The 13,351-nt window shown below is 63.6% G+C and carries 10 protein-coding genes and 3 pseudogenes; 3 read left to right on the forward strand and 10 right to left on the reverse strand.

Going from position 1 to position 13,351, the window contains the following annotated elements:
• Positions 1 to 47: 47 nt before the first annotated feature.
• The 5 genes and pseudogenes from H9L14_RS08985 to H9L14_RS09005 all read right to left on the reverse strand — a co-directional run bounded on the left by H9L14_RS08985 (position 48) and on the right by H9L14_RS09005 (position 5,408).
• A complete protein-coding gene (locus H9L14_RS08985; RefSeq protein WP_187707837.1) occupies positions 48 to 440 on the reverse strand; it encodes a GFA family protein in 393 nt (130 codons plus the stop codon).
• A 41-nt stretch (positions 441 to 481) separates the two neighbouring features.
• Positions 482 to 2,355 (reverse strand): annotated as a pseudogene (locus H9L14_RS08990) (acetyl/propionyl/methylcrotonyl-CoA carboxylase subunit alpha).
• Positions 2,352 to 3,334: pseudogene (gene bioB / locus H9L14_RS08995) on the reverse strand (biotin synthase BioB). Before bioB ends, H9L14_RS08990 begins: the two co-directional pseudogenes overlap by 4 nt.
• Positions 3,331 to 3,798: a nuclear transport factor 2 family protein gene (locus H9L14_RS09000; protein WP_187707838.1), complete on the reverse strand. Its 468-nt coding sequence runs from the start codon at positions 3,796 to 3,798 to the stop codon at positions 3,331 to 3,333. The pseudogene bioB and the gene H9L14_RS09000 overlap by 4 nt, the downstream one beginning before the upstream one ends.
• An 8-nt stretch (positions 3,799 to 3,806) precedes the next feature.
• On the reverse strand, positions 3,807 to 5,408 hold the full coding sequence (locus H9L14_RS09005) for a carboxyl transferase domain-containing protein (protein ID WP_187707839.1): 1,602 nt from the start codon (positions 5,406 to 5,408) through the stop codon (positions 3,807 to 3,809).
• Between the two features lie 88 nt (positions 5,409 to 5,496).
• On the opposite strand from H9L14_RS09005, the gene H9L14_RS09010 reads away from it, so the two are divergent.
• Positions 5,497 to 7,575 carry a M13 family metallopeptidase gene (locus tag H9L14_RS09010; RefSeq protein WP_187707840.1) on the forward strand — a complete coding sequence of 693 codons (2,079 nt, stop codon included), beginning with the start codon at positions 5,497 to 5,499 and terminating at the stop codon, positions 7,573 to 7,575.
• A 369-nt stretch (positions 7,576 to 7,944) separates the two neighbouring features.
• Here H9L14_RS09010 and H9L14_RS09015 read toward each other — a convergent pair.
• Positions 7,945 to 9,095 (reverse strand): annotated as a pseudogene (locus H9L14_RS09015) (isovaleryl-CoA dehydrogenase).
• Between the two features lie 105 nt (positions 9,096 to 9,200).
• Here H9L14_RS09015 and H9L14_RS09020 point away from each other — a divergent pair.
• The gene (locus H9L14_RS09020) at positions 9,201 to 10,394 is read left to right on the forward strand and encodes an acetyl-CoA C-acyltransferase (protein WP_187707841.1); all 1,194 of its coding nucleotides are present in this window, start codon (positions 9,201 to 9,203) and stop codon (positions 10,392 to 10,394) included.
• A 65-nt stretch (positions 10,395 to 10,459) separates the two neighbouring features.
• Entirely contained in the window at positions 10,460 to 10,894 is a 435-nt protein-coding gene (locus H9L14_RS09025; RefSeq protein WP_187707842.1) for a hypothetical protein, read from the forward strand.
• A gap of 25 nt (positions 10,895 to 10,919) precedes the next feature.
• On the opposite strand, the gene H9L14_RS09030 is transcribed toward H9L14_RS09025, so the two are convergent.
• The 4 genes from H9L14_RS09030 to H9L14_RS09040 are packed head-to-tail and all read right to left on the reverse strand — an operon-like array spanning position 10,920 to position 13,270.
• The gene (locus H9L14_RS09030; RefSeq protein WP_187707843.1) at positions 10,920 to 11,372 is read right to left on the reverse strand and encodes a RidA family protein; all 453 of its coding nucleotides are present in this window, start codon (positions 11,370 to 11,372) and stop codon (positions 10,920 to 10,922) included.
• 14 nt (positions 11,373 to 11,386) lie between these two features.
• On the reverse strand, positions 11,387 to 11,719 hold the full coding sequence (locus H9L14_RS09035; RefSeq protein ID WP_343070254.1) for an SH3 domain-containing protein: 333 nt from the start codon (positions 11,717 to 11,719) through the stop codon (positions 11,387 to 11,389).
• Positions 11,677 to 11,829, reverse strand: coding sequence for a hypothetical protein (locus H9L14_RS15835; protein ID WP_246444029.1), 153 nt, complete (start codon positions 11,827 to 11,829; stop codon positions 11,677 to 11,679). The genes H9L14_RS09035 and H9L14_RS15835 overlap by 43 nt, the downstream gene beginning before the upstream one ends.
• A gap of 34 nt (positions 11,830 to 11,863) precedes the next feature.
• On the reverse strand, positions 11,864 to 13,270 hold the full coding sequence (locus tag H9L14_RS09040) for an NAD(P)H-dependent flavin oxidoreductase (protein ID WP_187707844.1): 1,407 nt from the start codon (positions 13,268 to 13,270) through the stop codon (positions 11,864 to 11,866).
• Positions 13,271 to 13,351: the final 81 nt, after the last annotated feature.

Below are 13,351 nucleotides of genomic sequence, written 5' to 3' on the forward strand. Positions count from 1 at the left end.
GGGCTGCACTTCACGAAATCGACCACTGAAACAAGCTTTCGTCGCAGCTATTCCTCAAACCGTCCGGTGGACTCCCGATCGCGGTCGTAACGCCTCTTGAGCGGAAACTCCGGAAGCCAATGTTCGCGGCGGATCGTCCAGAGTTCGTAGGTCGGCATCAGCTGATCAGGAGCATCCAGCGAGCCAAGGCTCACTTCTACCTCGTCCCCGCTTCGCCCGAAAATGGATGAGCCGCAGCGAGGGCAGAAGAAGCGCCCCGCATAATCGCGTGTCTCGCCTTCGATCGTGACCGCATCCTCCGGGAAGATCGCGGAAGAATGAAAGAGCGCGCCGTGATGCTTGCGGCAGTCGAGGCAGTGGCAAATGCCAACCCTGTACGGTGCTCCGGACGCGGTGATCCGGACATCTCCACAAAGGCAACCACCGGTGTATCGGTCCATGCTGTGTCCCCTGAGTTCCAGGACGACGGCCTGCGGGGCGATCAGCCCTCCGCGGCTTCAACCCTCGCCAGGATTGCACCCTCGGTGACTTGAGAGCCAGCCTGCGCTCCCAATTCGGTGACCTTGCCGTCGAAAGGCGCGGTCAATCCGTGCTCCATTTTCATGGCTTCGAGGGTCAACAAACGTTGCCCTTTTGTAACTGTTTCACCCTGTGAAACTTCGACCGCCGTGACCTTACCGGGCATGGGTGCGGTGATCACACCGTCGGCGACACCATGCCCGCCAACGCTTCCCCGGGCGGTCAGCTCGAACTCGTAGGCATTGCCCTCATAGAAAGCGACGACGCGCTCATCGTCACGAAAGCCCGACACCGCCGCGAACTCGCCCTCGTCCGGCGATGCGGTCCGGAACTCGCCGTGGCGGCCAAGCGCCACCCCGGTGTGCGCTGGCGCATTGAGGCGGAAGCCGACGAGACCACCGATCGACTCTTTTCCTTCGTCGATCGCTAGGGCAATTGCCGCGGCTCCGCGGCGGATCGCGTCGTCCGGCTCGGCATCCGGAACCAGATCTTCGAGGTGACGCTCGATAAAGCCGGTATCGATGTCGGCCGCGCCGAATTCCGGCTGAAGCAGCGCGTTGAACAAGAAGCCGGCGTTGGTCCTGACGGGCCAGACCTCGACCTCATCAAGGATCGCGGCGAGCTCAGCGATTGCTTCCGCGCGGTCATCGCCGCGCGCGACCAATTTGGCAATCATCGGATCGTAGAATGGCGAGATCGCATCGCCTTCCTCGACGCCGGTCTCGATCCGGCCTTCGTCACCGAGATCGAAATGATCGAGCGAGCCCACACTTGGCAGGAAACTCTTCGCGGGATCCTCCGCATAGAGCCGCGCTTCGATCGCCCAGCCGTTGATCGACAGCTCGTCCTGGCTTTTTGGAAGCTTCTCGCCCGACGCAACGCGGAGCTGCCATTCGACCAGGTCCTGCCCGGTGATCTCCTCGGTCACAGGATGCTCGACCTGCAGCCGCGTGTTCATTTCCATGAACCAGATGCGATCGCCCTTCAGGCCCTCGCTGGCGTCGGCGATGAACTCGATCGTCCCGGCGCCTTCGTAATTCACGGCCTTGGCCGCGCGAACCGCCGCGCCGCAGACCGCCTCCCGCGTCGCTTCGTCCATGCCGGCGCGGGCGCTTCCTCAATCACCTTCTGGTGGCGGCGCTGGAGCGAGCAGTCGCGCTCGAACAGGTGGACGACATTGCCCTTGCTGTCGCCGAACACCTGCACCTCGATGTGGCGCGGCGAGAGGATGTATTTCTCGATCAGCACGCGGTCGTCGCCGAACGAACTGGCCGCCTCGCGCTTGCAGCTTTCGAGCGCGTCGTCGAAGTCCTTAGCCGCGTCGACACGGCGCATGCCTTTGCCGCCGCCGCCCGCGACCGCCTTGATCAGCACAGGATAGCCGATCGCACTGGCTTCCATCTTGAGGACGTCCGGCGACTGATCCTCGCCGTGATAGCCGGGTGTCACCGGAACGCCCGCGTTCGCCATCAAGGTCTTGGCGGCGTCCTTCAGACCCATGGCGCGAATGCTGTCCGGCTTCGGCCCGACCCAAATGAAGCCGGCATCGATGACTGCCTGCGCGAAATCGGCATTCTCGGAGAGAAAGCCATACCCCGGATGGATTGCCTTCGCCTTGGTCGCCATGGCCGCTGCGATGATCTTCTCGCCAACGAGGTAGCTCTCACGCGCCGGGCTTGGCCCAATGTGCACCGCCTCGTCGGCCATGCGCACGTGCAGCGCCTTGGCATCCGCGTCCGAATAAATCGCGACGGTACGGATCCCGAGCCGCCGCGCAGTCCGGATGATGCGGCAGGCGATCTCGCCGCGGTTGGCGATGAGCAGCGACTTGATCACTCGGCGGCCACCCGCATCGGCTCTTCCGCTTCGAGTGGCTTGAGGCCCAACTTGGCGAACAATGCCGCGTCGGAATCATCGCCCGCATTTGGCGTCGTCAGCAGCCGGTCGCCGGTGAAGATGCTATTCGCGCCGGCGAGGAAGCAGAGCGCCTGCGTGCTCTCAGACATGCTCTCACGGCCGGCCGAGAGGCGAACCATCGACTTCGGCATGGTGATGCGCGCGACGGCGACCGTGCGGACGAACTCGATGTCATCGATCGGCTTCTCGTCGCCCCACATGTCGCCGAGCACCGTACCCTTTACCGGTACCAAGGCATTGACCGGGACGCTCTCCGGATGACGCGGGAGGGTCGCGAGCGCGTGGATGAAGCCGACACGGTCCTCACGGGTCTCACCCATGCCGACGATCCCGCCGCAGCAGACCGCCATGCCCGCCTTGCGCACTTCCTCCAGCGTATCGAGCCGCTCCTGGAACGTCCGCGTCGTGATGATGTCGCCGTAATGCTCCGGCGAGGTGTCGATGTTGTGGTTGTAATAATCGAGGCCGGCGTTCTTCAGCGCCCTCGCTTGGTCGCCGGTCAGCATGCCGAGCGTCATGCAGGTCTCGAGACCCATCGCCTTAACTTCGCCGACCATTTGCAGAAGCGCGGGCATGTCGCGGTCCTTGGGCTCCCGCCACGCCGCGCCCATGCAGAAGCGCTGCGACCCATGCGCCTTCGCCTCGCGGGCGGCAGCGATGACCGCGTCGGCATCCATCAGCTTCTCGGCCTTGAGCCCGGTGTCCGCGTGCGCGGACTGCGAACAGTATCCGCAATCCTCGGGCACCCGCCGGTCTTGATCGACAGCAAGGTGCACAGCTGCACCTCACCCGCCGCATGATGGTGCCGGTGCACGTCCGCCGCGCGGAACACGAGTTCCGTGAATGGAAGATCGAAAAGCTCCGCGATCTCGGCGCGGGTCCAGTCGTTGCGGGTCATTGGTCCGGACAATCCGTGGTTCGAGAGGAGAAAGTCACGTTCATGATCTTCCACGTGCCGTTATCACGAACGAGGTCGAAGAGGTCGTATCCGCAATTGCTCACCTTGCCGCCGACACGAACGACGAACGGAGCCCAGACCATGGCCACATCGCCATCGATCTCGATGGCAGGGTCGCTGATCCGCTCCTGAAAGCCGGCACCAAGCTGCAAGCGCTGTGAAAACTCAGTCCAGCTTTGCTGCCGAAGTCCGCTGGAATTCGCTCGCGTTCCAGTCGCCGTGACGCGGCCGGCGGGATAAACGTAACGAAGCATTGCCGCGGCGTCGCCACGTTCGAATGCGGCGAACACGGAATTGATTGGAGCGAGGACAGCCGCAGCGTCGCTCTCGGGCGGCGGCAAGGCCTTGGCTGGCGGCAACCCCTGAGCTGCAGCTGCGGCAAGAAATGGAAGAAGTATGGCCATGCTTTGCATCACATCCTGAAGACGCCGAACAGCGGCCGTTCGGGGATCGGCGCGTTCAAACAAGCCGCGAACGCCAATCCGAGCACGTCGCGTGTCTGTGCGGGGTCGATAATCCCGTCGTCCCACAGCCGCGCGGTTGCGTGCCATGGATTGCCCTGCGCTTCGTAATCGTCGCGGATCGGCTGCTTGAAGGCTTCGGCCTCCTCCGGCGTCCATTTGTCGGCGTCGCGGTGGACGGTGGCCAGCACGCTCGCCGCCTGCTCGCCGCCCATCACGCTGATGCGCGAGTTGGGCCAGGTGAAGAGGAAGCGCGGCGAGTAAGCGCGGCCGGACATGCCGTAATTGCCGGCCCCGAAGCTTCCGCCGATCAGCACAGTGATCTTAGGCACGCTCGCGGTGGCGACAGCGGTGACGAGCTTCGCGCCATGCTTGGCGATGCCTTCCGCCTCATATTTCCCGCCAACCATGAAGCCGCTGATGTTCTGCAGGAACAGCAAGGGCGTGCGGCGTTGGCAGGCCAGCTCGATGAAGTGCGCACCCTTCACGGCGCTCTCGCTGAACAGGATGCCGTTGTTGGCGAGGATCGCGACCGGCATGCCCCAGATATGCGCGAACCCGCAGACGAGCGTCGAGCCGTAGAGCGGCTTGAACTCGTGGAATTCGGAGCCGTCCACGATCCGCGCTATGATCTCGTGCACGTCGTAGGGCGCGCGGACATCCTCGGGAATGACGCCGTACAGCTCTTCCGGGTCGTAGGCCGGCGGACGCGGCTCGCGGAGCTCGATGCCTGCGCCCGCTTCCGACTGAAGCGTCGAAACGATGTCGCGAACGATGGTCAGCGCATGCTCGTCATTCTCGGCGAGATGGTCGACTACGCCCGACTTGCGCGCATGGAGGTCGCCGCCCCCGAGATCCTCGGCGCTGATTTCCTCGCCGGTGGCAGCCTTCACTAGCGGCGGGCCGCCGAGGAAGATGGTGCCCTGGTTGCGGACGATGACGCTTTCGTCGCTCATCGCGGGGACGTAGGCGCCGCCCGCGGTGCAGCTGCCCATGACGCAGGCGATCTGGGCGATACCCTTCGAGCTCATCTGCGCCTGGTTGAAGAAGATGCGGCCGAAATGGTCACGGTCGGGGAACACCTCGGCCTGGTGCGGCAGGTTCGCTCCGCCTGAATCGACGAGATAGACGCACGGCAGTCGGTTCTCGAGCGCGATTTCCTGCGCTCGCAGGTGCTTCTTCACCGTCAGCGGATAATAGGTCCCGCCCTTCACCGTCGCGTCGTTGCAGACGATCATCACCTGCCTGCCGGACACGCGCCCGATGCCGGCAATTATGCCCGCGCCAGGGACCTCGTGATGATAGAGATCGAACGCGGCAAGCTGCCCAATCTCAAGGAAAGGCGAGCCCGGATCGAGCAGCCGCTCCACGCGGTCGCGCGGAAGCAATTTGCCGCGCTCGACATGGCGCTTGCGGTGCTTTTCCGGCCCGCCCTTGGCCGCTTCGGCAACGTCCGCGCGCAACTTTTCGACGAGAGCGCGGTTATGCGCACGCCGTGCGCGAAACTCGTCATTGTCCGGGCTGATGCTGGTTTGAAGCTTTGGTGCGCTCATGCCTTGTGAAAGCCCGTTGGTCGAATTTCCCCTGCCGCTCGCCTAGCTGCTGCGGCAGCGCTTGGCAAAACCCCACGAAAGGCCTGGAATGAACCGTACTAAGTTGCTTCTCGTCGCGTCCGCGCTCGCTTTCTCGATTTCCGCCTGCCAGCAAGCGGGCACCGGCACCGAACAATCCGCGCAAGCCCCGGGTACGGAGCTCGGCATCGTCCCGGCGTCGATGGACACGTCGGTAAAGCCGGGCGACGATTTCTTCGCCTTCACCAACGGGAGCTGGGTCAAGAACACGCCGATCCCCGAGGACCGCTCGAACATCGGCGCCTTCTACATCGCCGATCAGGAGCGCGAGCGTCAGACAAAGGAGCTAATCGCCGGAATCCTGAAGTCGAGCCCGGCTGCAGACAGCAACGAAGGTAAGATCGCCAACTACTACAATGCCTTCCTGAACACCGATGCGATCGATAAGGCTGGCCTGAACCCGGCCAAGGCCGATCTCGACGCAATCGGGCGCATTGCCGATAAGAAGCAGCTGAGCGCTGCCATCGGCGGCACGCTTCGCGCCGACACCGACCCGCTGAACGCGACGAACTTCAGGACCGAGAACCTGTTCGGCATCTTCGTGACGCAGGGCCTGAACACGCCGGGCGAGACCCTGCCCTACATCATGCAGGGCGGCATCGGCCTTCCGGAGCGCGAATATTATCTCAGCGGCGACGCCAAGATGGCGGACTTGCGCAACAAGTATCGCGCCTACGTCCAGCAGATCTTGACGCTTGCGAACTATCCGGACCCGCAGGGTTCGGCGCAGCGGATCATGGATCTTGAGACGAAGATCGCCCGCGCCCACGCCACGCGTGAGGAGAGTGAGGACTTCGCCAAGGGCGCCAAGGTCTGGACCCGCGCGGAGCTGGAGAAGAACGCCCCGGGCCTTGACTGGGCAGCGCTCCTCGACGCCGCGCAGCTCGGGTCGGCCCCGAAATTCCAGGCCTATCACTCGACCGCGATTCCGAAGCTGTCGGCTTTGGTCGGTTCCGAGCCGATCCAGGCATGGAAGGACTGGCTGGCGTTCCACACATTGAACCAGCAGGCGGCCGTGCTTCCGAAGGCGTTCCGCGATGCCAGCTTCACCTTCAACGGCACTGCGCTTTCCGGCACGCCGAAGGAGCGTCCTCGCGACCAGTTGGCGATGAACGCGGTCAGCAATGAACTGCCGGACGCGGTCGGCAAGGTTTATGTCGACAAGTATTTCCCGGTCTCTTCGAAAGCCGAAATCCAGAAGATGGTCGAGGAGATCAAGGCTGCCTTCGCCCGCCGGGTCGAAGCGCTCGACTGGATGGCGCCCTCGACGAAGGAAGAAGCGCTGAAGAAGGTGAAGTCGATCGTCGTCGGCGTCGGCTATCCCGACACCTGGCGCGACTATTCTTCGCTAACCATCGGCAGCGACGCCTACGCCAACCAGAAGAATGCGCGCCTGGCAGAATATCGGCACCAGATCGCGAAGATCGGGAAGCCGATGGACCGCGCCGAATGGTGGATGCCGCCCCAGCTGGTGAATGCGGTCAACCTGCCGGTGCAGAACGCACTCAACTTCCCGGCGGCGATCCTTCAGCGCCCCTTCTTCGACCCGAAGGCGGACCCGGCGTTCAACTATGGCGCGATCGGCTCTGTGATCGGGCACGAAATCAGCCACAGCTTCGACAATAACGGCGCCCTGTTCGATTCGACTGGTGCGCTTCGCAATTGGTGGACCCCGGCGGACTTCAAGCGCTTCCAGCAGGCCGGCGACGCGCTCGCCGCGCAGTACGACGCCTACGAGGCGCTTCCGGGCCTGCACGTGAATGGCAAGCTGACGCTCGGCGAGAACATCGCCGACGTGGCGGGACTCTCAGCGGCGTACGATGCCTACAAGCATTCGCTGAACGGCAAGGAAGCACCCGTCATTCAGGGTTACTCCGGCGACCAGCGCTTCTTCATCGCCTACGGCCAGGCCTGGGCGACCAAGATGCGTGACGAGCAACTTCGCCAGCGGATCGCAACCGATGGTCACGCCCCGGGCAATTTCCGCGCGCAAACCGTCCGCAACCTCGACCCGTGGTACACTGCGTTCAAGGTCGGGCCGGGCCAAAAGCTCTACCTCGCGCCCGAAAAGCGCGTGAAGGTCTGGTAGGCAAAGCTATCGGGCTCAAGCGGAGCCCGTACGACGTCGCGGAATATATTCTCGTGACGGCTTCTCATGCTTTCGACCCATTGCGGGCATTCGTGCTGATGGCTCGGAGGCTCAGATTCTTCGATCAGGCGTCGAGCTCGTTGCAAAGCGGGAGTTCATCATAAGGCGGCTTGTATCCGTGGCGATCGTATAAGCTCCGCGGAACGGTGGAGAGCCCGCTAGTTCCGAAATCGACGCGGGCGTATTCTGCCCCGGTCTCTCCGGTCTTCGTCCGGCATATGCCTCTAGCCACGGCGGCCTCCATGCTTTGCGCAAAGCATATAGGAGACACAGGCCAATGTCCGCTTTCCACCCAAAGCAGACATTAGCTCAGGCGCCGACCAACTCCCGTCCGATGAGCATGCGCCGAACCTCGTTGGTGCCGGCGCCGATGTCGAGCAGCTTCGCGTCGCGATAGTAGCGTTCGACGGGCCAGTCCTTGGTGTAACCCGCGCCGCCAAGTGCCTGCACCGCCTCGTTGGCCACCTTCACAGCATTCTCGGACGCGAGCAGGATTGCTCCGGCTGCATCGAAACGAGTCGTCTTGCCCGCATCACACGCCTTCGCGACCTGGTAAGCGTAGGCGCGCGAGCTGTTGAGCGCGACGTACATGTCGGCGACTTTCGCCTGCATCAGCTGAAACGTGCCGATCGGCTTGCCGAACTGCTTGCGCTCGCGGACGTAGGGCAGGACGACGTCGAGGCAGGCCTGCATAATCCCGATCTGGATTCCGGCGAGAACGGTCCGCTCGTAATCGAGGCCGCTCATCAACACCTCGACGCCCTTGTTCTCCTCGCCGAGCACGTTCTCCGGCGGGACAAAGCAGTCGTCGAACACCAGCTCGCTGGTCGGCGAGCCGCGCATTCCCAGCTTGTCCATCTTCTGGCCGATCGAGAAGCCTTCCATGTCCTTTTCGATCAGGAAAGCGGTGATGCCGCGGCTGCCCTCGCCCGTCTTGCCGTAAACGACGAGCGTATCGGCGTAGGCGCCGTTGGTGATCCAGAATTTGGTGCCGTTTAGGCGATAGCCGTTGCCGACCTTCTCGGCCTTCAGCTTCATGCCGACGACGTCGCTGCCCGCGGTCGCCTCGCTCATTGCAAGTGCACCGACATGGTCGCCGCTGATCAGCTTGGGCAGATAGCGCTTCTTCTGCTCGTCATTGCCCAGCGGCGGATCTGGTTGACGCAGAGGTTCGAGTGGGCGCCGTAGCTGAGCCCTACCGACGCCGAAGCCCGCGCAATTTCCTCCTGCGCGATAACATGTTCGAGATAGCCAAGACCGAGTCCGCCATATTCTTCCTCGACGGTTATTCCGTGAAGCCCGAGCTCGCCCATCTGCGGCCAGAGGTCCTTCGGAAATTCGTCTTTCTCGTCGATTTCCGCGGCGATCGGCGCGATCTTGTCGCTGGCGAAGCGCTGCGTCGTCTCACGGATCGTGTCCGCCATTTCGCCCAGGTCGAATTCGAGCCCGCCTTCGGACATGCTTCTCTCCTCTTGGGGCGAGCGCCTAGCACCCGCATTGAGGTTTGAACAAGGAAGCCCGCAGTCTTATGTGCAGCGCAACAATCCGACTCCGGAGCAAATTCCATGGCCACCACCGCAGACGATCCGACCGTAATCCTCTCGATTGCACGCACGCCGATGGGCTCAATGCAGGGCGCTCTCGCCGATGCCTCGGCGACCGATCTCGGAGCGACGGCAGTGAAGGCGGCAGTGGAGCGCGCCGGCGTGTCCGGCGAGGACATCGATCGCATCTACATGGGCTGCGTGCTTCCTGCCGGCCTCGGCCAGGCTCCCGCCCGCCAGGCAGCGATCAAGGCCGGCCTTCCGAAGTCGGTCCAGGCGACGACGGTCAATAAGGTCTGCGGCTCTGGCATGCAGACAGTGATCATGGGCGACGAGGCCCTGTCGGCCGGCAACGCCAACTTCATCATCGCGGGCGGCATGGAGTCGATGACCAACGCCCCGTACCTGCTGAAGAAGCACCGCTCGGGCGCGCGCATCGGCCACGACACGGCCTATGACCACATGTTCCTCGACGGCCTCGAGGATGCGTACGAGGAAGGCCGCGCGATGGGCAGCTTCGCCCAGTGCACCGCCGACGAATATCAGCTGACGCGCGAGCAGATGGACAATTACGCCATCGAGAGCCTCAGCCGCGCCAAGGCCGCTATCGACAATGGCGGCTTCAAGGACGAGATCGTCCCGGTCACCATCAAGAGCCGGGCCGGCGAGACGATCGTCGACACCGACGAGGCTCCTGGCCGCGGCCGTCCGGACAAGATTCCTCAGCTGAAGCCGGCCTTCTCAAAGGAAGGCACGATCACCGCGGCGACAAGCTCGTCGATTTCCGACGGCGCGGCAGCGGTCGTCCTTACGCGTGAGAGCGTCGCCAATGCCAAGGGCCTCGAACCGGTCGCGCGCATTGTCGCCACCGCCGCCCATGCCCAGGAGCCGGCGCAGTTCACCGTCGCACCGATCGGCGCGATCGAGAAGGTGCTCGCCAAGGCCGGCTGGAAGGCCTCCGACGTCGACCTGTGGGAAGTGAACGAGGCGTTCGCCTGCGTCGCCATGTTCGCGATGAAGGACCTCGGAATCCCGCACGAGAAGATCAACGTCCACGGCGGCGCGACCGCTCTCGGCCACCCGATCGGAGCCAGCGGCACGCGCATTCTCGTGACCCTCGTGAACGCGCTGAAGGGCAAGGGTCTGAAGCGGGGCGTTGCGAGCCTCTGCATCGGCGGCGGCGAAGCGACCGCCGTTGCGGTGGAACTGGTCTAAGCAGAAGACTCGCTGCGGGCTCTCGCAACTGGTAAGTCGCGCCCTACATCAAGGGGAGAGAAGCCGTGAAGAAACTCGTGTTGATCGTCGGCATCGCAGCACTCGCAGCTTGCGGTCAGAAGGAAGCTGCGCCCGCAGAGAACGCGGATATGAACGCCGCTGAGGCCAATATGGAAGCGCCGGCTGCGACTCCGGCCGCGTTCCAGCTCAACGAGACGACCTGGACGTTCACCGACAAGGACGGGCAGAAAATTCAGGAATCGGTGGACGCCAACGGCAATTACATCGCCAATTCTGGCGACAAACACGTCGATCACGGCACTGCGGTCATGAAGGACGACAAGGCCTGCTTCACCAGCGCCATGAACAAGGACGGCGAGACCTGCTGGACGACGAAGCCCCTAGAAATCGGACAGTCGTTCGAAACGACCAGCGACAAGGGCGAGAAGCTGACCGTTACGCGGGTCGCTTACACCCCGCTGACGATGCCGGCGGGCTAAATACTCGAGATGGCGAAACGCGGGCCTATTTCGGGCCCGCGTAAGCCATGCACTCCAGCTCCAGCTCCGCGCCGAGGGCGAGACCGTTCGCACCGAACGCGCTGCGCGCCGGCAGCTTTCCGGCAGGGAAGTAAGGCACGTAAACGGCGTTGAACGCCGGCCAGTTCTTCATGTCGGCGATCATCACCGTGCACTTGAACACGTCGCTCCAGCCGAGGCCCCTGGCCTTCAGCGCGCCGCCGATATTCTCCATAGTCTGCTTGGCCTGGCCCTCGAAGGTCGGTGGCAGCTTGCCGTCAGCCTGGATGCCGATCTGACCGGAAAGGTAAAGTACGTCGCCCACGCGAACCGCGGTCGAAAATGGCGCAGGACGCCCGTTCAGTTCCGGCGCGGGGAAATATTCGACGGCGGGGCGCTGGGCCCGAGCATTCACAGCCGTGGCGCCGAGCAGCGCAACCAAGGCAATCGCATATTTCATTCCCGCCTCCCCGTTCAGTCGATGACTTCGCCCTCGCTCACGCCCCAGATGTCTGAGACGCGGATATAGCCTTCGCGCTTTCCGACCGCGATGTGACACCAGCCGTTGCCGCAATGCTCGATGTGTCCGACCACGCCCTGTTCGGCGTTGAAGCGCACGCGGCTCGCCCCATCCGCCTTCGCGTGAATCGGACGCGGATCGCCGGGCTTCACGATCGCCGTGCGGCGGTCGCTGAGCAGCGACACGAGCATCCAGCCCTGTGTGCCCTCGGGGTCCTCGATCATGCGCCAGTTCGGATAGGTCTTCACGACGCGGATCGGCAGGTCGCGACGCTTGTAGAGCCAGATACCGGGATAATTGCGCCCGGGCCGGTGCGCATCATCGCTTCGCCCGACGCGATCGAGGCCCAGTAGGGCGGTTTCTTGTCCTGCGCGACGGCCGGGACGGCCAGACTCAACGCGACTAACGCCAACAGCCCCGTCTCACGAAGATCACGCTCCCGTCAGGATCCTGTCCACCAACTGCTTCACCGTGGGGACGAAGCCGTTGGAATAGAACGGGTCGGTCTTGAAGCGGAAGGCCGCGTGACCCGCGAACATCAGATTTTTCTCGACAGGACCGCCATGTGCGATGTCCTGCAGCGTCTTCTGGATGCAGAAGCTGCGCGGATCGGCGAGCCGACCGGTCGAGTTCTTCTCATTGTCCGCCCAGGACGAGAAAGAGCACTGGCTGAGGCAGCCCATGCACTCCGCCTGGTCGTGGCGGATCTGGTTCTTCTCATCCGTCGTGACGAAGATCAGCGTCTCGTCGGGCGTCTTCAGCGCCTCGGTATAGCCGGCGGCAAACCACTCGCGCGCGTGCTGCAGGTCGCCCTTGGTGACCCAGTAACCGCGCTTCTTGCCGACGCCGACATCGAGCTCGAAATGATGGTCGCCGAGCGGCTCCTTGGTGAAAGCGATCTGGCGATGCGAGCGCTCCTCGAGCGCCCGCAGGAATGGGTTGCGGACGGCCGACGAATAGAAGCCGGTCGGCGAGAAGCGGTGAAGAAGGACATCGCCCTCTTCCAGGTTCATCAGCCGCGCCTTCCACTCCGGCGGGATCGGGCTTTCCTGCGTCAGCAGCGGGCGCGTTCCGAACTGGAAAGCGACCTGGCCGAGTTCCGGATTGTCGATCCAGTTCTCCCATTCGTCGAGACGCCAGACCCCGCCGGCCATGACGATCGGGACGCTGTCGGCGATGCCATTCTCACGCATTGTCGCGCGCAAGGCCGCGACGCGCGGATACGGGTCCTGCGGAGCGCGCGGGTCCTCGGCGTTCGAAAGCCCATTGTGCCCGCCTGCCAGCCACGGATCCTCGTAAACCACTGCCGCGAGCCAATCCGCAGCCTTGTGATAGGCGCGCTTCCACAGCGCGCTGAACGCACGCGCGGAGCTGATGATCGGAAGATAGTTCACACCGTAGGACGCTGCGATCTCGCTCAGCTTGTACGGCATGCCCGCGCCGCAGGTGACGCCGGTGACGAGACCCTTCGTGCGCTCCAGGACGCCATGAAGGACGCGCTGTGCGCCGCCCATTTCCCAAAGGACGTTGATATTGATCGCGCCCTTGCCGCCGGCGAGATCGTAGGCGCGCTGCACCTGCGCGACCGCGCCGTCGATGGCGAACTTGATCAGCTCCTCGTGGCGTTCCCGCCGGGTCATACCCTTGTAGATTTGCGGGATTATCCGGCCTTCGGGATCATAGCTGTCGGCATTGACCGCTGAGACCGTTCCGACTCCGCCGGCAGCCGCCCATGCGCCCGAGCTCGCGTGATTGGTCGCCGAAACGCCCTTGCCGCCCTCGATCAGTGGCCAAACCTCGCGGCCACCGTAAAGAATGGGCTGCAGCCCCTTGAACAACTCGTCTCTCCCGTTTCGCGCGCTATATAGGCCCTGTTGCGGACATTTCTGCAAAAATCCACCGATTCACGGACATAACGA

The organism is Sphingomonas sediminicola (assembly GCF_014489515.1).
GTDB lineage: Bacteria > Pseudomonadota > Alphaproteobacteria > Sphingomonadales > Sphingomonadaceae > Sphingomicrobium > Sphingomicrobium sediminicola.

Coding starts and splice junctions, on each gene's coding strand:
- H9L14_RS08985 (WP_187707837.1), bottom strand. CDS start 440: ATGGACCGATACACCGGTGGTTGCCTTTGTGGAGATGTCCGGATCACC.
- H9L14_RS09030 (WP_187707843.1), bottom strand. CDS start 11,372: ATGAAATATGCGATTGCCTTGGTTGCGCTGCTCGGCGCCACGGCTGTG.
- H9L14_RS09005 (WP_187707839.1), bottom strand. CDS start 5,408: ATGAGCGCACCAAAGCTTCAAACCAGCATCAGCCCGGACAATGACGAG.
- H9L14_RS09000 (WP_187707838.1), bottom strand. CDS start 3,798: ATGGCCATACTTCTTCCATTTCTTGCCGCAGCTGCAGCTCAGGGGTTG.
- H9L14_RS09020 (WP_187707841.1), top strand. CDS start 9,201: ATGGCCACCACCGCAGACGATCCGACCGTAATCCTCTCGATTGCACGC.
- H9L14_RS09010 (WP_187707840.1), top strand. CDS start 5,497: ATGAACCGTACTAAGTTGCTTCTCGTCGCGTCCGCGCTCGCTTTCTCG.